Genomic DNA, 21,125 nt, shown 5'->3' on the forward strand with positions numbered 1-21,125 from the left:
ACTCTTCGCGAGCAAGCTCGCTCCCACGGGTTCACCTCCAGCCTGACGATAACCGTGTGCTCATTACCCCGCGTCTACCTACGAGGCCTGCATGTCCTTTGATCTGAACGCACGTCTCGCTGCCCGTCGTGCCGAGCACCTTTACCGTCAGCGGCCCTTGCTGCAAAGCCCGCAGGGCCCTGAAGTCATCGTCGACGGCAAGCCGCTGCTGGCGTTCTGCAACAACGATTACATGGGGCTGGCCAATCACCCCGAAGTCATCGCGGCCTGGCAAGCCGGCGCCGAGCGTTGGGGCGTTGGCGGTGGCGCTTCGCATTTGGTGATTGGTCACAGCACGCCCCATCACGCCCTCGAAGAAGCACTCGCCGAGTTCACCGGGCGGCCCCGCGCGCTGCTGTTTTCCAACGGCTACATGGCCAACCTCGGCACCGTCACCGCGTTGGTCGGGCAGGGCGACACCGTGTTGGAAGATCGCCTCAATCATGCTTCGTTGCTCGACGCCGGCCTGCTCAGCGGTGCGCGTTTTTCCCGCTACCTGCACAACGATTGCGACAGCCTTGCCACCCGCTTGGACAAAGCCGTTGGCGACACGCTGGTGGTTACCGACGGCGTATTCAGCATGGACGGCGACGTCGCTGACCTACCCGCGCTGGCCAAGGCGGCCAAAGCCAAAAACGCGTGGTTGATGGTCGACGATGCTCATGGTTTCGGCCCACTGGGTGCAAGCGGTGCAGGCATAGTCGAACACTTCGGCTTGGGCATCGATGACGTTCCGGTGCTGATCGGCACGCTGGGCAAATCCTTCGGCACGGCGGGCGCATTCGTCGCGGGCAGCGAAGAGTTGATCGAAACCCTGATCCAGTTCGCCCGCCCCTATATCTACACCACCAGTCAGCCGCCAGCGCTGGCGTGCGCAACGCTGAAAAGCCTCGAACTGCTGCGCACCGAACACTGGCGGCGTGAGCACCTGGCTGCACTCATCAAGCAGTTTCGCGCTGGCGCTCAAGCCCTCGGCCTGGCGCTGATGGACAGTTTCACGCCCATCCAGCCAATCCTGATTGGCGACAGCGGGCGCGCGTTGCGGCTGTCGCAGTTGCTGCGAGAGCGCGGCGTGATGGTCACCGCCATTCGGCCGCCGACGGTGCCTGCGGGCGGCGCGCGTTTACGCGTGACACTGTCCGCCGCCCACAGCGAGGCGCAGGTGCAGCTATTGTTGAATGCACTGGAGCAGTGTTTTCCGCTGCTGGGCGTAGACGAATCTTCGGAGCTGAACCATGCGTGATCAGTTGATCCTGTTGCCCGGTTGGGGCCTTGGCGTTTCTCCTCTGGAACCGCTGGCGGCGGCGCTGCGCGGACTCGACGAGCATTTGCGGGTCGTCATCGAACCCTTGCCGGACATGGACATTGACAGCCTCGACGAATGGCTCGATGAGCTGGATTCAACGTTGCCCGATAACGTTTGGCTGGGCGGCTGGTCCCTGGGTGGCATGCTCGCCGCCGAACTCGCTGCGCGCAGGGGCGAGCGCTGCTGTGGGCTGGCGACGTTTGCCAGCAACGTCTGCTTCGTGGCCCGCAGCGAGTGGCCCAATGCGATGCCACAAACGGATTTCGACGCGTTCATTGCCGGTTGCAAAGCCGACCTGGACGCAACGCTCAAGCGCTTCACCCTGTTATGCGTGCAAGGCGCCGAAGAGCCACGGCCGCTGTCGAGACAACTGAAAGCCTGCGCGCCCCACGGCACCAGTGCCGGTTTGATCGAAGGCCTGAAGCTGCTCGAGCAAATGGACACGCGCAAAGCGCTGCAAGGGTTTCGCGGTCCTCAATTGCATCTGTTCGGCGGTCTAGACGCGTTGGTGCCCGCTGAAGCATCGGCGGACTTGCTTTGCCTCCAGCCTGACATCGAAGTCGGCGTAATCGAGCAGGCCAGTCACGCTTTTATTCTGGAAAACCCGCACGGCGTCGCCGCTGCAGTTCATGCGTTTTTACACGAGTCCGGTGATGACTGATCTTTCCCACTGCGCGGTGCTGAAGGCCGTGAAACAGCAACAGGCAGCCGGGCAACACACCCTGCCTGACAAGCGTCAGGTGGCGGCGTCCTTCTCGAAGGCCGCGGCGAGTTACGACAGCGTGGCCGACTTGCAGCGCGCCGTCGGCACCGAGCTGATGACGCGACTGCCAGCCTTGGCACCCTCCCGCTGGTTGGACCTGGGCAGCGGCACCGGTTGCTTCAGCCGCGCACTGGCGCAGACGTTTCCTGAGAGCGAAGGCGTTGCGCTCGACATCGCCGAAGGCATGCTGCGTTATGCACGCCCTTTAGGGGGCGCCACTCATTACGTGTCAGGCGACGCGGAGCATCTTCCGCTGCGCGACGCGAGCGTCGATCTGATGTTCTCCAGCCTGGCGGTGCAATGGTGCCCGGATTTTTCCGCGGTGCTGAGCGAAGCGCGTCGTGTGCTGAAACCGGGCGGCGTGTTCGCTTTTGCCAGCCTCTGCGTCGGGACGCTGGTTGAACTGCGCGACAGCTGGCAGGCGGTGGACGGCATGGTCCACGTCAACCGCTTCCGCGAGCGCGAGGACTATCAACGCTTCTGCGCGGACAGTGGTCTGAGCGTGCGCAGCCTCGAAGTCCTGCCCCACGTGCTGCACTATCCTGACGTGCGCAGCCTGACCCACGAGCTCAAGGCATTGGGTGCGCACAACATCAATCCGGGTCGCCCGGGAGGCCTGACCGGCCGCGCGCGAATTCAGGCTTTGATGGAGGCGTACGAAAGGTTTCGTCAGGAAAAAGGCCTGCCCGCCACGTATCAGGTGGTGTACGCCGTCTTGGCGAAGCCTGAAATTGATTAAAAAATGATCTATTAGTCAGCGTCCGTCAAACGGGCGCTATAGTAAGCAGGCAATAGTTTGAAATATCTGAACGGATGGTCGCCACGATGAGCGCTGCGTATTTCATCACGGGAACCGACACCGACGTTGGCAAGACCACCATCGCCACAGGGCTTCTGTACGCGGCGCGGCAGTCGGGGTTGAGTACGGCGGCAGGCAAGCCCGTGGCTTCAGGGTGCGACGTCAAATCCAAAGGTCTGCGCAACTCGGACGCCGTCGCCCTGCGTGCCGAATGTTCGATCCAACTGACCTACAACGAAGTCAATCCGGTGGCCTTCGAGCCAGCCATCGCGCCCCATCTGGCCGCACGGGAGGCGGGTGTCGCCCTGACCGTGCAGTCCTTGCTCGGCCCGATGCAGCATATCCTCGACAAGCAGGCCGACTTCACGCTGATCGAAGGGGCTGGCGGCTGGCGCGTTCCACTGGCCGATCAGGCCAATCTGTCTGACCTGGCCATCGCGCTGAAGCTGCCGGTGATTCTCGTGGTAGGCGTGCGGCTGGGCTGCATCAGTCATGCATTGCTGTCCGCTGAAGCGATCGCCAACGACGGTCTGCAACTGGCGGGCTGGGTGGCGAATATCATCGATCCCAAAACGTCACGGCTTGAGGAAAACCTCGCCACGCTCGCGGAGCGTTTGCCAGCGCCGTGCCTCGGTCGCGTGCCGTTCATGAAGAAGGCAACCGCGGAGATGATCGCCGAGCACCTGCATCTGGAGCTGTTGGACTAGCGAGTAATGAGTCGCTGAGTGTGAGGCGCGTCACAAGGCTTAATGCCACTAGTCGCTTCGCAGAGTAATCCAGTCGCTTTGCTGCTTTAATCGCTGTGTTCGCTACGAACAGAGGATCGTGCTTATGCAAATCTCACTGAATAACACACTGTACCCAGGCCTCAGCGCAATGCAGGTCGGGCAGGGCCGTGTCGATCAGGCTGCAACCCAGTTGGCCAGTCCCGCCACCGAGGTGTCCGGGCGCAGTCAGTCTTCGGATTTCCAGCTAGAGCGCCTGCGCTCTGTGGACCGTCCGCAACGCTCCGACATGGCCACCAATGTTGTCGAGTTGACCCAAGGCCGGATTCAAGTACAGGCTGGCGTGAGAGTCGAAAAAGCCAGCGACGAAATGCTTGGCACGCTGATCGATACCTTCGCCTGATTTGCCTTCTATCGTGCGCTGCGGCGCACGTCGCTGCGTGCCACCCTCCTGAATAACGCCTCATTCACGTGCCTATCCTGCGGGCGCTTTAGCCTTTTTTACCTCGACGTTTTCTAGACTCAACGCTCCGGTTTTAACCGCGTGGCGTCGTCTACGCACGCCTGCGAGTTGCCCGCATCAGGTGATGAAAGGCGCTGGGCGTCGCTTGACAAGGTATAGGCGTAAACGTATGTTTCAAACACCTGTTTGATCGCCGCGTGAACCCAAGCGTCGGCGCCGGGGCAATGCCCCACAGTGACCACACGGTCATCCAATTCCAGGATTCACCAGCAGAGGTTTATCGCTATGCCTGACTACAAGGCCCCCTTGCGTGATATTCGCTTCGTCCGTGACGAGCTGCTCGGCTACGAAGCGCACTATCAGAGTCTGCCAGCATGCCAGGACGCCACGCCTGACATGGTTGACGCCATTCTCGAGGAAGGCGCCAAGTTTTGTGAGCAGGTTCTGGCCCCGCTGAACCGTGTGGGTGACATCGAAGGCTGCACCTGGAGCGAGTCCGGCGTAAAAACGCCGACCGGTTTCAAGGAAGCCTACAAGCAGTTCGTTGAAGGTGGCTGGCCGAGCCTGGCTCACGATGTCGCCCATGGCGGTCAAGGTCTGCCCGAGTCGCTGGGTCTGGCGGTCAGTGAAATGGTCGGTGAAGCCAACTGGTCGTGGGGCATGTACCCAGGCCTGTCCCATGGCGCGATGAACACCATCTCCGAGCACGGCACCCCTGAGCAGCAGGACGCCTACCTGACCAAGCTGGTCTCGGGCGAGTGGACCGGCACCATGTGCCTGACCGAACCTCACTGCGGTACCGACCTGGGCATGCTGCGCACCAAGGCCGAGCCTCAGGCTGACGGTTCGTACAAAGTGTCCGGCACCAAGATCTTCATTTCCGCTGGCGAACACGACATGGCCGATAACATCGTCCACATCGTGCTGGCCCGCCTGCCCGATGCGCCTGCCGGCACCAAAGGCATTTCCCTGTTCATCGTGCCGAAATTCGTGCCGGCCGCTGACGGCAGCGTCGGCGAGCGCAATGCTGTGACCTGTGGTTCGCTGGAACACAAGATGGGCATTCACGGCAACGCCACCTGCGTGATGAACTTCGACGGCGCCACCGGTTACCTGATCGGCCCGCCGAACAAAGGCCTGAACTGCATGTTCACCTTCATGAACACCGCGCGTCTGGGCACGGCGCTGCAAGGTCTGGCTCACGCCGAGATCGGTTTCCAGGGCGGCCTGAAATACGCCCGTGAGCGTCTGCAGATGCGCTCGCTGACTGGCCCGAAGGCGCCGGAGAAAGCCGCTGACCCGATCATCGTTCACCCCGACGTACGTCGCATGCTGCTGACCATGAAGGCCTTCGCCGAGGGGACTCGCGCGATGGTGTACTTCACCGCCAAGCAGGTCGACATCGCCAAGTACAGCGACGACGCCGAAGTCAAGAAGCAAGCCGATGGCCTGCTGGCGTTCATGACCCCGATCGCCAAGGCGTTCATGACCGAAGTCGGTTTCGAAGCCGCCAACCACGGCGTCCAGGTCTACGGTGGCCACGGCTTTATTGCCGAGTGGGGCATGGAGCAGAACGTTCGCGACGCCCGTATTGCCATGCTTTACGAAGGCACCACCGGTATTCAGGCGCTCGACCTGCTGGGTCGTAAAGTGCTGATGACTCAGGGCGAGGCGCTCAAGGGCTTCACCAAGATCGTCCACAAGTTCTGCCAGTCGCAGGAAGGCAATGAAGCGATCAGCGAATTCGTGACACCGCTCGCTGCGTTGAACAAAGAATGGGGCGAACTGACCATGAAGGTCGGCATGGCCGCCATGAAAGACCGTGAAGAAGTTGGTGCCGCTTCGGTGGATTACCTGATGTATTCCGGTTACGCCTGCCTGGCGTACTTCTGGGCTGACATGGCTCGTGTGGCAGCCGAGAAACTGGCGGCCGGCACCAGCGAAGAAGCCTTCTACACCGCCAAGCTGCAGACGGCGCGCTTCTACTTCCAACGCATCCTGCCGCGGACCCGCACCCACGTGGCAACCATGCTGTCGGGCGCCAGCAACCTGATGGACATGAACGAAGAACACTTCGGCCTGGCTTACTAAGTCACCGGAAGCGTTTCACTCAAGCCGCTTGTCCTCAGGGACAAGCGGCTTTTTTTTGTCTGCCGGTCTTTGCCCCAAGGCCATGCACATTCTTCCTCATCCTATGCATGACGCGGCCGATACAGGCACAATGCCATTTAATCAGCGCTCGCATCTTTCGGTGAGGAGATAGTCCTTTTGCTGCGCCCTTCTGCCGCACGGCTCAGTCATTTTTTACCCTCTCTGGCCTTGCTGATTGCCGGACTGGCGGCCGCGTACGTGAAAGACCTCAACGTCTTCTTCACCTCACTCTTCAACGTGCTGCCCACTCTGGTGCTGTTGCTGGGTGGTGCGTATTGCGGCGTTTACAAGCGGCAGCGTGAACTGTTCCTGATGATCACGGTATACATCGCCTATTTCCTCCTCGACACGCAGACCGATTACTACCGCGATAACGGCAAGGTCCGAGAGGACGCTGCCGTGGTGTTTCATCTGTGCTGCCTATTGCTTCCGGTTATGTTTGGCCTGTTTGCCGCGTGGGAAGAGCGGACCCATCTGTTCCAAGACCTTGTCGCTCGGCTGGCGGTACTGGTCGCCGTCGGCAGCGTCGCGCTGGGACTCGAACAGAGCTTTCCCGCCGGGCTGCTGGCCTGGCTCGCCGAAATCCGCTGGCCGGCGCTGCACGGAGACTGGATGAGCCTGATCCAGTTGTCTTACGTGACGTTTTTCATCGCGTTCGCCGTGTTGATCACGCAATACCTCTATAAGCCGCGCCCGCTGCATGCCGCACAACTGGTGGGGTTGCTCGGCATGTTCTGGGCGTTGCCGAAAACCTTCATCCTGCCGTTCACCCTGAACATCATGTGCAGCCAGGTGATGCTGATGATTGCGGCGGCGGTCGCGCACGAGGCCTACCAAATGGCGTTCCGCGACGAGCTGACCGGGCTGCCCGGCCGACGCGCGCTCAATGAGCGGATGCAGCGACTGGGCCGCAATTATGTGCTGGCGATGAGCGATGTCGATCATTTCAAGAAATTCAACGACACCCACGGCCACGACGTCGGCGACCAGGTGCTGCGTCTAGTGGCGAGCAAATTGTCGAAGATCACCAACGGTGGCGGGCGCGCCTATCGCTATGGCGGTGAAGAATTCGCCATCGTGTTTGCCGGCAAAACCCTGGAAGAGTGCATGCCGCATCTCGAAGTCATCCGGGAAACCATCGCCAGCTATCAGATTCAGCTGCGCAATCAGGACAATCGGCCGAATGACGACCTGCAAGGGCGCCAGCGTCGGGCAGGTTCCCAGGCTTCAGCGGTATCGGTGACGGTCAGCATTGGTGTGGCTGAGCGTCTTCCCGAGCATCGCAATCCGGAAGAAGTCCTCAAGTCTGCCGATCAGGCGCTGTATGCCGCCAAAGGTGCCGGCCGTAACTGCGTCATCAGTCATGCACAGACGAGCAAGCGCGGCGCTGTTCGCATGGCAGCCGCTGGCTAAATCAACGTTTTTTAATCACTAGACAAACCCACTCGCGGTCGCAAGCGGGCATGGGCCTGACTGTGATTTGGTCATGACCGGAAAACAGATAATAGTCACGTGTTGACCCTATGTGTCGCAAATGGTGTTCAGGTACACTCGTCCCACTGACGCACCGGCGCCGCAATATCCCTGCGGCGCCGCTCCTCCCCGAGTTCTTTGCCGCTGAAACGAGGTTTGCCATGGCTGACTACAAAGCGCCCTTGCGCGATATGCGCTTCGTCCTCAATGAAGTGTTCGAAGTCTCCCGACTTTGGGCCACGCTGCCCGAACTGTCTGAAACCGTGGACGCCGAGACCGTCGAGGCGATTCTCGAAGAGGCGGGCAAAGTCACTGGCAGATCCGTTGCACCCCTGAGTCGCGCGGCCGATGAAGAAGGCTGTCACTGGGACGATACCGTCGTCACCACACCGGCAGGCTTCGTTCAGGCGTACAAAACGTACGCTGAAGGGGGCTGGGTCGGCGTCGGCGGCAATCCGGAATTTGGCGGCATGGGCATGCCCAAAGCGGTGTCTGCCCAAGTCGAAGAGATGGTCAACTCCGCGAGCCTCGCGTTCGGGCTGTACCCGATGTTGACGTCCGGCGCGTGCGTCTCGATCGCCACCCACGCCAGCGAAGCATTGAAAACCAAGTACCTGCCGAACATGTACGCCGGGGTATGGGCCGGTTCAATGTGTCTGACCGAAGCTCACGCCGGCACCGACCTCGGGATCATCCGCACGAAAGCGGAGCCGCAGACCGGCGGGTCCTACAAAATCAGCGGGACTAAAATCTTCATCACCGGCGGCGAGCACGACCTCACCGAGAACATCATCCATCTGGTCTTGGCCAAGCTGCCGGACGCACCGGCAGGGCCGAAGGGCATTTCGCTGTTCCTCGTGCCGAAGATCATGGTCAACGACGACGGCAGCCTGGGTGAGCGCAACACGGTGTCCTGCGGGTCCATCGAGCACAAGATGGGCATTCAGGCGTCGGCCACCTGTGTGATGAACTTCGATCAGGCCGAGGGCTATCTGATCGGCGAGCCGAATAAAGGCCTCGCGGCGATGTTCACCATGATGAACTACGAGCGACTGGGGGTCGGCATTCAAGGCCTGGCGTCCGGCGAGCGTTCTTATCAGAACGCGATCGAGTACGCCCGCGACCGTCTGCAAAGCCGGGCCCCGACAGGCGCGCAGTCCAAAGAAACCATGGCCGACCCGATCATCGTTCACCCCGATGTGCGCCGCATGCTGTTGACGATGAAGGCGCTGAACGAAGGCGGTCGCGCGTTCTCCACGTACGTAGCCATGCAACTGGACACCGCCAAGTACAGCGAAGACGCCGATGTGCGTCAGCGCGCCGATGCGTTGGTCGCGCTGCTGACCCCGGTCGCCAAAGCCTTCCTCACCGACATGGGCCTGGACACCACTGTGCACGGTCAGCAGGTGTTCGGCGGTCACGGCTACATTCGCGAGTGGGGTCAGGAGCAACTGGTGCGTGATGTGCGCATCACCCAGATCTACGAAGGCACCAACGGCATTCAGGCACTGGACCTGATGGGGCGGAAGATCGTCGCCAGCGGCGGAGCGTATTACAAGCTGTTTTCCGACGAGGTCCGTCAATTTATCGCGTCATCTGAAAGTTCGCAGGCCGAGTTCACCAAGCCGTTGGCCGCAGCACTGACCACACTGGACGAATTGACCGGCTGGGTGTTGGACCGGGCGCGCAGCAACCCGAATGAAATCGGTGCCGCGTCCGTTGAGTATCTGCATGCGTTCGGATACACGGCCTACGCCTACATGTGGGCGATGATGGCCAAAGCCGCGTGGGGCAAAGAAGCTCAGGAAGATTTCTACGCCGGCAAGCTGGGCACTGCACGGTTTTATTTTGCGCGGCTGCTGCCGCGAATTCAGTCACTTTCGGCGTCGGTCACGGCAGGCAGCGAGTCGCTGTATCTGTTGAAGGCGTCACAGTTCTGACACTACGGAAACCATGTAAGCATTTGCTTACATGACGTGATGGCAATCGGCTCTATCGCTTTAGTGGATCCAAGTTTAATCTACACACATGGACGTCGCGCAGGATGCGCAAACAGATAACAGGGACACGTAAGGGATTGCCTGCCAGGACGGCGGGAAGAAATGGAAGTCATGGGAAACAGTCTGGAAAACCTCGCTTAGGCGGGGTTTTCTTTTTTCTGCGTTTTGAAAAAGTGCGATGCCATCGGCCGCTTCGCTTGGGGCGCCTGCGGGAAGGTAATGGCTTGAGGAAGTGCGCTGCGGAACCCCTGTAGTGGCTCAAGGTCGATTAGCTGTGCGGCCCTCTTCTATTGGGCCACTTAATCAGGAGCTCCACCCATGGACATCATTCGCATCATCATCGCCATCCTGCTGCCACCCCTGGGCGTGTTCCTGCAAGTCGGCTTCGCCGGCGCTTTCTGGCTGAATATCCTGCTGACCCTGCTGGGCTACATCCCGGGGATCATCCATGCGATCTACATTATTGTCAGTCGCAAGTAACCCGATCCGCTGAACACCGCGCTTCCTGTCTCAGGTCAGCTGACATAAAGTCCGACGTCGGACTTTATGATCAGGAAGGTCAGGGATGGACGTCGTTCTGGGATTACTCGCCGCTCTTTTCTGGGGCGGCACAGACTTTCTGGTAGGGCTCAATGCCCTCCTGCGACTTGTAGGACCGGCTTTAGCCGGGAAGGCTTCAATCGCCACACCGCAAATTGATCGTTGCATCCACCGACCTCTTCCCGGCTGAAGCCGGTCCTACCAGGCGACTGCGTACGCCTGTGAAACTGGCTATGCCCCACAGAAATGTAGCGTGTATCGCAATACCCCGTGGGAGCGAGCTTGCTCGCGAAGGGGCCAGGACTTTTTAAAGGGGACTGATTTATTTACAACGCTTCACCGTAAATTAATCTGTCCCCTTGACAGCCCATCTGGCCAATTCCCGGCTGAAGCCGGTCCTACCGAAATCCGCGCGAACTGAACAACCTCAAATCACCCATCAATCACTTTCCGGTAAAACGCCCACTCGGTCTCCAGTGCATGGGCTAGGTTGGCCGCTTTGCGGAAGCCGTGGCGTTCGTCGGGGTAGAAGTGTCCTTCGGCCGGGATGCCGTTTTCCAGTAACGCCTTGAGCATGTCGCGGGTCTGGGCTGGGACGACCACGGCGTCGAGTTCGCCTTGGAAGAAAATCACAGGAACCTTGATCTGGTCGGCATGCAGCAGCGGCGTGCGCTCCCGGTAGCGCGCCATGTCGACATCGGGGTCGCCGATCAGCCAGTCCAGGTAATCCGCTTCGAACTTGTGCGTGGCTTCCGCCAGTGCCAGCGGATCGCTCACCCCATACAGGCTCGCGCCCGCGCGGAACACATCCTTGAAGGCCAATGCGCACAGCGTCGTATAGCCACCTGCACTGCCGCCGCGGATGAATGCGTTTTCCGGATCGATCAAACCCTGATTGCCCAGGTACTCGACCACCGCACACGCGTCTTCGACGTCGACAACGCCCCATTCCAGAAACAGCGCCTGACGATACGCTCGGCCGTAACCGGTGCTTCCGCGATAGTTGAGGTCAGCGACAGCGAAGCCCCGTTGGGTCCAGAACTGAATGCGCGGGTCCAGTGCGGGATAGCAGGCGGAGGTCGGGCCGCCGTGGATGAACACCACCAGCGGCGGCTTATCGTCGCCATTCATGGCCGGATAGAAATACCCGTGCGCTTCGCTCGAGCCGCTCGGATAACGCAGGGTTTGCGGCTGGCTGATTCGCTCGACGGGGAGGGGGCTCACGCCGCCGGCCAGCACCTGAACGCGCTTGTCAGCACGGCTGATGGCAATCACCGCAGAAGGGCTGACGGGCGACGCCGCGATGCAATAGAGGTAATCCGCGTCCACCGCGAGGCTTCTGAAACGGCTGTAATCCCCGCTGAAATCTTCAACTGAACCCTGCGCCGAACGCAGGCCGAGCAGACCTTTGCCGTCCTCGAACCAAGCGGCGAGGTAAGCGCCATCACTCAGCGGCGCCCAGGTCGACGCGCCCAGTTGCCACGGCGCCGAAGCGTGATCGGCAGCGGCGGCAGGCAGCGCTTCAAAACCATCCAGCGTCTCAACCCACGGCTGCCAGAAGCCGGCGCGGTCGGTCAGGCAATACAGGCGGCCAGCCTCATCAAAGCGGGGTTGCTGCAGCGATTCCAGCCCCAGCCCGCCCGCGAGGCAGTGCGGCCGTCCCCACGCGAGATCGGCCTGGCGTTCGACGCTCATGAGTCGCGTAGACGTCCACGGCTGATGGGGCCGCCACCACTCTATCCACACCAGGCGATTGCCATCCGGACTGACGGTGGGCGATGCATAAAAATCGGCGCCTTCGGCCAGTACCTGCCGGCGGCCGTCAGCGACGTCGATCGCGACCAGCCGGTGAGTGTCCTTATCCTCCTCAACCGCCAGAATCTGCCCACTCGCGTAGCGGACATCTCCGAAGAGCTTGTCGCCCTGGGTCAGGGGTTGAGGTGTTTGGGAGTCGAAGGGCTGGAGGTAAATCTGCTGGTCCGCTTCGTTGACGAATACCGCAGCATCGTCAGTCAGGCAGAACGACCCGCCGCCGTATTCATACACCCGGCTGCGCACGCTGAAACCCTCGGGTGTCAGGCAAACGGTCGCGCCGTCGTGCCAGCGCCAGATGCGTGTGGCGGCATCCTGCGGGCGGAATTCACTCCAGAAAAGCCCCGCAGGGCTGACGCTGAGTTCGGCGAAATCGGTGCCTGCCGCCACAGCCTGGGCGGCAGAAAGAAGGTCAGGACTTGGCGATGAGGCGTGAGTTTCGTTCATTGCGGAAGGCCAGTTGCTCGATGGTCTGGCTAGCATACTCGGCTTCATCACGGGCTTGGGTGATCAAGTGATGCTGCGGCGACTTGCTGCACACCGGGTCCGTATTGCTTGCATCGCCGGTGAGCATGAACGCCTGACAGCGGCAGCCACCGAAGTCTTTTTCCTTCTCGTCGCAGGAGCGGCAAGGCTCTGGCATCCACTCGTAACCGCGAAAGCGATTGAAACCGAACGACTCGTACCAGATGTGCTGCATGGTGTGATCGCGCACGTTGGGAAACTGGATCGGCATCTGCCGCGCGCCATGGCACGGCAGCGCAGTACCATCCGGCGTCACGGTGAGGAACAGATTGCCCCAGCCATTCATGCAGGCTTTCGGACGCTCTTCGTAATAATCCGGGGTGACGAAGATCAACTTCACCGGGTGATTTTCAGCGGCGAGCTTGACCCGGTATTCGTTAGTAATGCGTTCGGCGCGCACGAGTTGGTCTTTGGTCGGCAGCAAGCCCACACGATTCAGGTGTGCCCAGCCGTAGAACTGACAGGTCGCCAGCTCCACGAAGTCCGCTTCCAGCGCCACACACAGCTCGATGATCTTGTCGATCTTGTCGATGTTGTGCCGATGGGTCACGAAGTTGAGGACCATCGGGTAGCCATGCTTTTTCACAGCGCGGGCCATTTCCAGCTTCTGCGCGAAGGCTTTTTTCGAGCCGGCGAGCATGTTGTTCACTTGCTCGTCGCTGGCCTGGAAACTGATCTGGATGTGGTCCAGCCCGGCTTCCTTGAAGTCGATGATCTTCTGCTCGGTCAGGCCGATGCCGGAAGTGATCAGGTTGGTGTAGAAGCCCAGCCGCCGCGCTTCGGCAATCAGCTCCGCCAAGTCCTGGCGCACCAGGGGCTCGCCCCCTGAGAAGCCGATCTGCGCCGCGCCCATTTGCCGGGCTTCGGCCATGACCTTGAACCACTGCTCGGTGGTCAACTCCTGCCCCTGCTTGGCAAAGTCCAGCGGGTTTGAGCAATACGGGCATTGCAGCGGGCAGCGATAGGTCAGCTCGGCGAGCAGCCACAGCGGCAGCCCGACCGGGGGCGTGGGCGGAATGTAGACGTCGGACCGCGTGTTCACTAAGTCAGGCAAATTCGATCCAGAGCTCTGCACGGGCGACCTCCATGAATTGCTCGACGTCAGTGCCGAGCTCGGGAACGCCGGGGAATTTTTCGTCGAGCAGCGCAATGATCGCGCCGACGCTGCGCTGACCATCGATCAAACCGCCAATCCCGCTCGCGCTTTCGTTGAGCTTGATCATGCCTTCAGGATAAAGCAGCACGTGACCGTTTTGCGCGGGCTCGAACTGGAAACGATAACCGCGGCGCCAGTTGGGCACCTGTTCGCGATTGAAGCTCATAGGGCAATTCCTTTGTGCCAGACGCGTTGGTCGGTCACGCTGTGGTAGGGCGGGCGGTTCAGCTCGTAGGCCATGCTCATGGCATCGAGCATGCTCCACAAAATGTCGAGTTTGAACTGCAGAATTTCCAGCATGCGCTCTTGGCCTTCCCGCGTGGTGTAGTGCTGCAGCGTGATCGCCAGACCATGCTCGACGTCGCGGCGGGCCTGGCCCAGGCGGGTGCGGAAGTATTCGTAGCCGGTCGGATCGATCCACGGATAGTGCTGCGGCCAGCTGTCCAGACGCGACTGATGGATCTGCGGCGCAAACAGCTCGGTCAGCGAACTGCTCGCCGCTTCCTGCCAATTGGCGCGACGGGCGAAGTTGACGTAGGCATCGACCGCAAATCGTACGCCGGGCAGGACCAGTTCCTGCGAGCGAAGCTGGTCAGGATCCAGTCCCACGGCCTGACCCAGACGCAGCCAGGCTTCGATGCCACCGTCTTCACCGGGCGCTCCGTCATGATCCAGCAAGCGCTGTATCCACTCGCGGCGGATCTCCCGGTCCGGGCAGTTGGCCAGGATCGCAGCGTCCTTCAGCGGGATATTCACCTGATAGTAGAACCGGTTGGCGACCCAGCCCTGAATCTGCTCGCGGGTCGCGCGCCCTTCGTACATCGCCACATGAAAGGGGTGATAGATGTGGTAATACGCGCCCTTGGCGCGCAGGGCCTGTTCAAATTCAGCGGGGGACAGCGGCGTTGCATCGCTCATGTCGGCAGTTCTCGTCAAGAATTTCCGCAGATCTCGTGGGAGTGGGCTTGCTCACGAAGGCGATCTACCTGTGCCTCATCGGCTGGCTGATCTGACACCTTCAGGAGCAAACTCACCCCACAGTCGGTTATTCAGCGTTCTTAAAGCTCGATGCTCATCCCGTCGAATGCCACTTCGACGTTCCGCCGCGCCAGTTCAGCGCGCTCGGGCGAGTCTTCGTCGAGGATAGGGTTGGTGTTGTTGATATGGATAAGCACCTTGCGCTGTTGCGGCAGCTTTTCCAGCACTTCGAGCATGCCGCCGGGGCCGTTTTGCGCCAGATGACCCATCTCCGTCCCGGTGCGGGTGCCGACGCCACGACGCTGCATTTCATCGTCGTCCCACATTGTGCCGTCGACCAACAGACAGTCGGCGCCGCTCATTTTCTCCATGAGGGCATCGTCGACTTTGCCCAGACCTGGGGCGTAGAACAATTTGCCGCCGGTGCTCAGGTCCTCGACCATCAAGCCGATGTTGTCGCCCGGGTGCGGGTCGAATCGGTGAGGCGAGTAGGGCGGTGCCGCGCTGCGCAGTGGAAATGGCGTAAAGCGCAGGTTCGGACAGGCTGGAATGACAAAGCTGCCTTCCAGCTCAATGCGATTCCAGGCCAGGCCGCCATTCCAGTGTTTGAGCATGTTGAACAGCGGGAAACCGGTGCTCAGGTCCTCGTGGACCATGTCTGTGCACCAGACTTGATGCGGGCAGCCTTCACGCAGGCTCAGCAGCCCGGTGGTGTGGTCGATCTGGCTGTCCATCAGAATGATCGCGCTGATCCCGGTGTCGCGCAGGCCACGATTGGGCTGCATCGGGGCGAAACCCTGGAGCTGGGCGCGGATGTCGGGAGAGGCATTGCACAAGATCCAGTTCACACCGTCGTCCGACAGCGCGATGGACGACTGGGTGCGCGCGTGCGCCCGCAAGCTGCCGTCGCGAAAGCCTGCGCAATTGGCGCAGTTGCAGTTCCACTGAGGGAAACCACCGCCGGCGGCGGAACCGAGAATCTGGATGTGCATGTGAACCCCGTAGCGACGGCCGATCGGCCCTGAAATCAGAATCGCGTTAATAAAAAAGCCCCGGCGAACCGAGGCTTCTCACCGCGCAACAATCAACGGCTTGCGAAGTACATGGTGACTTCAAAGCCGATACGCAGATCAGTGTAAGCAGGTTTAGTCCACATAATTGACTCCTTCTGGGTTAGTGCAGCGGTGGGTGACTACATTCGTTAGTGCTCCGGCGAGCGGAGACGTTCAAATGCTTAGGGGGCTATGTTACTAAAATTATCGGCGGCCCAATGATGAAATATCCGATAAAGATCCTTGCACAACGGGCAATGATCGGCTGTTTGCGGACCATGACCTGCGCGGGCTAGAGCGGACTGGCACGGTTTGACAGGCACAGGCGGGCGCCGTCCGGCTGTGCCAGCCGATGGGCGGCTTCGAGCAAAGCGTCCTGCCGAAGATGTGCAAGGGAATGTTGCAGGCGGGTGCAGTAATCAGTGCTGTGGCCTGCCAGGTGCGCTTGCCAGAGGAGTTCGGCTGCTTGCAGGTGCTCCATGTCAGCCGTTTCGAGTTGGTCCTGCAGGATTTTTACCTGCGCGGGTAGGTCTGCGGCGTTGATCAATGCCGGCAGACCCTCGATGAAGGTCTCGATGTGCGCTACGAGCTGTTCCGCGCTCGCGCTAGGGGATTGCACGCCAAACAGGAGACCTCCATGCCCGGCGATCTGTCGGAAACCGCTGAAGACGGCGTAGCCCAGTTGCAGCTCGACACGCAGACGCTGGTAGAACGGGGCCTGCATCAGCTGTGCGAAGAGTCGCCATGTGGCTTCGTCATGGAGAGAATCGGATGGCGCTGGATAGAACATCAGCACCGCAGTTTCGGAAGACTCGGACGGTTCGATTACCCACCGGTTTCCTGTGTCTCGAGGTGTTGCGAGTGCCGAACCATCAGGCAGACCGTGGATGAGCCGGGCAGCGTGGCTCAACACATTGCCCGCTGAGGGTGTAAAACCCGTGACAAACCCTGTCCAACTGGCCTCAGCCCACACGCGCTGCAGGTCGTGGGTGTGTGGGGTGACTGAATTGTTCAAATAATGATCAGGAAGCGTCTTCAACAGCTGACGGATCGGGATAGCGGCCGGTTCATCAGTTGGCGCACCGTAGCGCGCCAGGGTTTGCGCATCCGGCTGGACGAGCAGACTCAGCGCCTCTTCCAGTACGGCGGGCAACGGTTCCGCCAGGCCTGAGACTTTCAGCTGCCAGAACCTGCCGTAGGCACTGAATGCCAGCGTGACTCCCGCTTGACTGGCTTGGGCCGCCAGTGATCTCAGGCTTTCTTCCAACATTCGCGCAAGCTTGGGCTGCGCAGTAACGAGCGTCCATCGTAGGTACAGCGCGGCCTCGCCGTTTGCTGGCAGCGCATTGCTGAATGTCAGCTTGGCCAAGGGCAAGGTCGGCATGGTAGATGCCGTTGCGGGTTTCAGAAATGGATTGGGCTCAGGCAGCCGCCACTCAACGCTGGATGAGCCACACGCCAAGGGCTCGACTTGCGTGCGTAACAGCGCTGCGGGTGTGAGCTGGCTGAGCAGCGCATCAACCGCCTCTGTCGACAGACCCGCCGCATCAGGTTCAGCGCTGTAATACCGCGCCAGCGACAGCGCACCGCTGACGGCCAGACGCCGCTGTTCCAGCCGTGCGTATTCTTCGATCGACTGACGGTAATGAAATTTGAAGAAGGCGAGCCAGCTGAAAACCAGTGCTGGTACGTGCGATGACGCGTCGGGAGGCGTTGCAGCCGACACGAACGCGACGTCGACTAATGCCTGACCGGCAAATTCATACATGACCTCAGCCTTCAGAGACTCAATCAATCCCTGTTCGCGCAACTCCGCCACCAGCCCACCCGCTTGCGCATCGCTCATCCAGGTACAGAGAAAGGCAGCAGCATGCTCCTGTCCGACCGGTAAGCCTTCGCACGCAAACGTCAGATGCATCCGACGCTGATCAGCCTCGCCGATTGGCTTCGGTGCATCAGTGAGCAGCGCAGGCGGATGCTGTTGCTCAACCCGAATACCTTGAGCGAAACACCCGCCAGACTGCGTGGCCAATTGTTCCAGTTCATCCAGCGACTGAGGCCCCGCGAGGCTCAACGTCATCTGCCCGGCCTGATAGAACCGTCGGTAGAAATCCTGCAGCGCATGCTGGAATGCCTGACGGGGAACCGGAAGACTGAAGCGATTGCCGGCATGAAACCATCGAATCGGATGCAAGGCCGACAAGGGCTGCAGGCGCTTCAGCAGGTCACGAGAGGCATCGTCCCGCGACCAGGCGATGAATTCCGCGTGCAGCACCTCCCGTTCTTGCAGCTGATCGGGAATCGTCATGCGCGGATGGGCGAGCATTTCGCACAGCCGCTCAAGACCGTCGGCGAACATGGCGCGCGGCAGTTCGAAGAAAAAGTCGGTGGTGCGCTCGCGTGTGCTGGCGTTCACTTGCCCGCCGTGGCGCTGCACGAACGCCATCAGCTTTTCGTCAGCCGCAAAGCGCTCGGTGCCGAGAAAGAACAGATGCTCAAGGAAATGCGCAAGCCCCGGCCAGCGGGGCGAAACATCATGACTGCCTGCCGCGACCCGCAACGCCGCAGCGCAACGCTTCAAACGTGGGGCCGAAACCAGCACCACATTCAAGCCGTTGGACAGGGTCAGGGATCGTTGGCTGATGGGGTTGGGCATGGCGCTTGTGATGTTGGATGACTGAGCGGCCATGCTAGCGGATAAAGGGCGTGCAGGTGTGGGACGTGCGCAGTGGCGACGTCGAATGATGACCTTACGGCTTCCCCAGTCCCGAATAAAACCCTGGCCGGCGATCCTTGAAATAGGTATTGATCGTTTGGGATTCACTCATCGCGTCACGGTCCAGATCTGCCATCACCAAGGTCTCATCCTGACCGGCAAGACCGATTTGTCGACCGTCCGGCGCGCAGACACTGCTCAAGCCGCAGTAATGGATATCGCCCTCACTGCCGCAATAATTGGCGTAGACCAGGTAGCACTGGTTTTCGAAGGCACGGGCCCGCACGGTGACTTCCGCGACGAAGTCGTAGGGCGCCATGTTTGCGGTCGGTACCAGAATCAGGTCTGCGCCGGCCAAGGCCAGACGGCGCGTGTTCTCGGGAAACTCGACGTCGTAGCAGATCAGAAATCCGAGCTTCCAGTCCCCAAAAGCCACCACCGGAAAGTGCTCATCGCCTGCGCTAAACATCGCGTTGTCCAGCTCGCCGTACAGATGGGTCTTACGGTAATTGCAGAGCCGAACACCTTGCGCGTCGATCAACTGCACCGCGTTGTATACCTGACCGTCGCCACTCAACTCCGGGTAGCCGTACAGAATCGCGATACCCGTTGCTTGAGCGATCTCGGCAATCCTCAACGCAGCCGGGCCGTCGCTCGCTTGCGCCAACTCCCGCGCGGCCTGGGCACCAATGTTGTACCCGCTGAGAAACATCTCCGGAAGGACCAGCAGCTTCGCCCCCTGCGCCGATGCCTCGACCGCCTGAGCTTCCAGGCGCCGAAGATTGGCGCTGACATCGAGGGGCAACGGCGGGCATTGGTAGAGGGCGACGCGCATTGGAGGCTTCCTTATTCCGGCAAAACGATCGGGCCGATCTCGTGGAACACGTCACCCGGGCCCGGGTTCTCGGCGTGAGTCTTGCCGCCAAAGTGGGTCATGATGCCCCACACCGCGTTCAGCGACGTCTGCACAGCGCCCTCAACCCAGGCCGGCGTCCAGGACACGTCGTCACCGGCGATGAAAATGCCCCGTTGCTCGTCAGGCATGTCCTTCTGCATGAAATGCGCGTACATCCGCTGGTTGTAGCGGTAGTGGCCCGGCAGCGCGCCTTTGAAAGCACCGAGGAAGTGTGGGTCGGATTCCCACGACACGGTGATCGGGTCTCCGATGACGCGTGCGGCGATATCGACCTTCGGGTAGATCTTTTTCAGCGCGCCCAGCGCCAGGCTGACGCGCTTTTCCACGGGGTGAGGGAGCATTTTCAGCGCGTCGCTCATCCACGAGTACGACAGGCAAATCACCCCCGGCTTCTCGACGCCGTTGGAATAGGTGCCGTTATCGAACAGATAAGTGCCACGGGTCAGGCGATCGGTCAGGGTCATGCTCATCAGGTCGCGGCCGGTTTCCGGGTCTTTGTCCTTCCAGAACGGCCGGTCGACCATGACGAAGGTTTTCGACGACTGCATGTAGCGCGTGCGGTCCAGTGCCATCCACATCTTCTGCGAGAACAGCGACTCTTCGCACTCGATCTGCGTGGTCAGCAACCAGCTCTGGCACGTCGCCAGAACCGCATCGTAATGGCGAACATCCCCCAGATTGTCTGTGACCGCGAACTGGCCGTTGGCGGCGCGGCTGATGCCTTTGACGCCCGTGCGCGGGGCGCCTCGGTGCAGCGTCGACAGGCTGGTGCCCTCGGGCCAATGCGCGCAACGTTCAGGGGCGTGGCGCCAGATGCCGATAGGGACTTGCGCGACGCCGCCGACGATCAGGTGCTGGTGATCGTCGCAGTTGGTCATGACCACGCGGAAGATCTCCAGCATCGAGTTCGGGAAGTCCGAGTCCCAGCCACCGGTGCCAAAACCGACCTGACCAAAGACTTCGCGGTGATAGAACGACAGTTTGGCGAAGGCCTTGGACGTGGCGACAAAGTCATAGAACGTGCGGTCGTCCCACAACGGCACCAGCTTGTTCCACAACGCTTTGAGCCGAGGCACATCGCGGTCGCGGATGGCTTGCTGAATGTCGGCAAACTGCGAGCCGGCTTCCAGCGCGTCGGCCCAGGCGTCGGCGACTTCCTGAAACAGTGCAGGCAAGTCCGACAGTTTTTGTGCGTAGTGGGTGCTGCCTTCCAGGTCAATCACTGTGCTGCCGGAGGCAGCCGTCAGCGGGTTGGGGAAGGGCTTGGATTCAAGGCCGAGCTTGTCGACGTAGTGATAAAAGGCGGTGGAGGAGACCGGGAAGCGCATGCCGCCCAGTTCGGCGATGATGCCTTCAGCGCCTTCGAACTGTTGTGAGCGCAAACGGCCGCCCATTTTCGAGGCTTCGTAAACGACGGGTTTGAGCCCCAGCTTCATGAGCTCATAAGCCGCCACCAGCCCCGCGATACCCGCGCCGACGATCGCCACTTCTTTACCGAGGTTTTCCGTCGGAATGCTGCCGAGGCCCGCCGGGTGTTCGATCCAGTCATCGAAGGCGAACGGGAAGTCCGGGCCGAAAATCGTGATCGGTTTTTTTCCGTTGGCGGGGTGGCGATTGTTCTTCATGACTGACCTTGTTCGACTGCGGCGCGAAAGTGGACAAGTCTAGATAACAGTTGGGACGTTATTAAGACGCAGAGTGTTGTCGATGT

The 21,125-nt window shown here is 60.7% G+C and carries 18 protein-coding genes; 9 read left to right on the plus strand and 9 right to left on the minus strand.

What is annotated here, in order from left to right:
• Positions 1–91: 91 nt before the first annotated feature.
• From bioF to AC0Z8Z_RS21215, 9 genes are all read left to right on the plus strand, one after another.
• Positions 92–1,282, plus strand: coding sequence for an 8-amino-7-oxononanoate synthase (gene bioF / locus AC0Z8Z_RS21175; RefSeq protein WP_485620401.1), 1,191 nt, complete (start codon positions 92–94; stop codon positions 1,280–1,282).
• Positions 1,275–2,006, plus strand: a complete 732-nt coding sequence (locus AC0Z8Z_RS21180) for an alpha/beta fold hydrolase (RefSeq protein WP_485620402.1) — start codon at positions 1,275–1,277, stop codon at positions 2,004–2,006. The genes bioF and AC0Z8Z_RS21180 overlap by 8 nt, the downstream gene beginning before the upstream one ends.
• Complete coding sequence (gene bioC, locus AC0Z8Z_RS21185; RefSeq protein ID WP_485620403.1) at positions 1,999–2,847, plus strand: malonyl-ACP O-methyltransferase BioC; 849 nt, start codon at positions 1,999–2,001, stop codon at positions 2,845–2,847. The genes AC0Z8Z_RS21180 and bioC overlap by 8 nt, the downstream gene beginning before the upstream one ends.
• 86 nt (positions 2,848–2,933) lie before the next feature.
• Complete coding sequence (bioD, locus tag AC0Z8Z_RS21190) at positions 2,934–3,614, plus strand: dethiobiotin synthase (protein ID WP_485620404.1); 681 nt, start codon at positions 2,934–2,936, stop codon at positions 3,612–3,614.
• Between the two features lie 124 nt (positions 3,615–3,738).
• The gene (locus AC0Z8Z_RS21195; RefSeq protein ID WP_122536514.1) at positions 3,739–4,035 is read left to right on the plus strand and encodes a pyrroloquinoline quinone biosynthesis protein PqqE; all 297 of its coding nucleotides are present in this window, start codon (positions 3,739–3,741) and stop codon (positions 4,033–4,035) included.
• Between the two features lie 345 nt (positions 4,036–4,380).
• Complete coding sequence (locus AC0Z8Z_RS21200; RefSeq protein ID WP_485620405.1) at positions 4,381–6,186, plus strand: phenylacyl-CoA dehydrogenase; 1,806 nt, start codon at positions 4,381–4,383, stop codon at positions 6,184–6,186.
• Positions 6,187–6,363: 177 nt separating this feature from the next.
• Positions 6,364–7,659, plus strand: a complete 1,296-nt coding sequence (locus AC0Z8Z_RS21205; protein ID WP_485620406.1) for a GGDEF domain-containing protein — start codon at positions 6,364–6,366, stop codon at positions 7,657–7,659.
• Positions 7,660–7,880: 221 nt separating this feature from the next.
• A complete protein-coding gene (locus AC0Z8Z_RS21210) occupies positions 7,881–9,659 on the plus strand; it encodes an acyl-CoA dehydrogenase C-terminal domain-containing protein (RefSeq protein WP_485620407.1) in 1,779 nt (592 codons plus the stop codon).
• A 378-nt stretch (positions 9,660–10,037) separates the two neighbouring features.
• Positions 10,038–10,199, plus strand: coding sequence for a YqaE/Pmp3 family membrane protein (locus AC0Z8Z_RS21215; protein ID WP_037019089.1), 162 nt, complete (start codon positions 10,038–10,040; stop codon positions 10,197–10,199).
• A gap of 492 nt (positions 10,200–10,691) precedes the next feature.
• Here the strand turns inward: AC0Z8Z_RS21215 and AC0Z8Z_RS21220 are convergent, their stop codons facing one another.
• From AC0Z8Z_RS21220 to AC0Z8Z_RS21260, 9 genes are all read right to left on the minus strand, one after another.
• On the minus strand, positions 10,692–12,518 hold the full coding sequence (locus AC0Z8Z_RS21220) for a S9 family peptidase (protein WP_485620408.1): 1,827 nt from the start codon (positions 12,516–12,518) through the stop codon (positions 10,692–10,694).
• On the minus strand, positions 12,484–13,671 hold the full coding sequence (gene pqqE / locus AC0Z8Z_RS21225; protein ID WP_485620409.1) for a pyrroloquinoline quinone biosynthesis protein PqqE: 1,188 nt from the start codon (positions 13,669–13,671) through the stop codon (positions 12,484–12,486). The genes AC0Z8Z_RS21220 and pqqE overlap by 35 nt, the downstream gene beginning before the upstream one ends.
• On the minus strand, positions 13,643–13,918 hold the full coding sequence (pqqD, locus tag AC0Z8Z_RS21230; RefSeq protein WP_485620410.1) for a pyrroloquinoline quinone biosynthesis peptide chaperone PqqD: 276 nt from the start codon (positions 13,916–13,918) through the stop codon (positions 13,643–13,645). The genes pqqE and pqqD overlap by 29 nt, the downstream gene beginning before the upstream one ends.
• Entirely contained in the window at positions 13,915–14,670 is a 756-nt protein-coding gene (pqqC, locus tag AC0Z8Z_RS21235; RefSeq protein ID WP_074886902.1) for a pyrroloquinoline-quinone synthase PqqC, read from the minus strand. Before pqqC ends, pqqD begins: the two co-directional genes overlap by 4 nt.
• Positions 14,671–14,810: 140 nt before the next feature.
• Positions 14,811–15,722: a pyrroloquinoline quinone biosynthesis protein PqqB gene (gene pqqB, locus AC0Z8Z_RS21240; protein WP_065991311.1), complete on the minus strand. Its 912-nt coding sequence runs from the start codon at positions 15,720–15,722 to the stop codon at positions 14,811–14,813.
• A 92-nt stretch (positions 15,723–15,814) separates the two neighbouring features.
• Positions 15,815–15,886 (minus strand): pyrroloquinoline quinone precursor peptide PqqA, encoded by a 72-nt coding sequence (gene pqqA / locus AC0Z8Z_RS21245; protein ID WP_008365141.1) that lies wholly within the window; start codon positions 15,884–15,886, stop codon positions 15,815–15,817.
• A 188-nt stretch (positions 15,887–16,074) separates the two neighbouring features.
• Positions 16,075–18,438 (minus strand): pyrroloquinoline quinone biosynthesis protein PqqF, encoded by a 2,364-nt coding sequence (pqqF, locus tag AC0Z8Z_RS21250; protein ID WP_485620411.1) that lies wholly within the window; start codon positions 18,436–18,438, stop codon positions 16,075–16,077.
• A gap of 94 nt (positions 18,439–18,532) precedes the next feature.
• The gene (locus AC0Z8Z_RS21255) at positions 18,533–19,333 is read right to left on the minus strand and encodes a carbon-nitrogen hydrolase family protein (RefSeq protein WP_485620412.1); all 801 of its coding nucleotides are present in this window, start codon (positions 19,331–19,333) and stop codon (positions 18,533–18,535) included.
• Between the two features lie 11 nt (positions 19,334–19,344).
• Positions 19,345–21,039, minus strand: coding sequence for a flavin monoamine oxidase family protein (locus AC0Z8Z_RS21260; RefSeq protein WP_485620413.1), 1,695 nt, complete (start codon positions 21,037–21,039; stop codon positions 19,345–19,347).
• Positions 21,040–21,125: the final 86 nt, after the last annotated feature.

The organism is Pseudomonas sp. 1L-C-7-B-C1 (assembly GCF_057291635.1).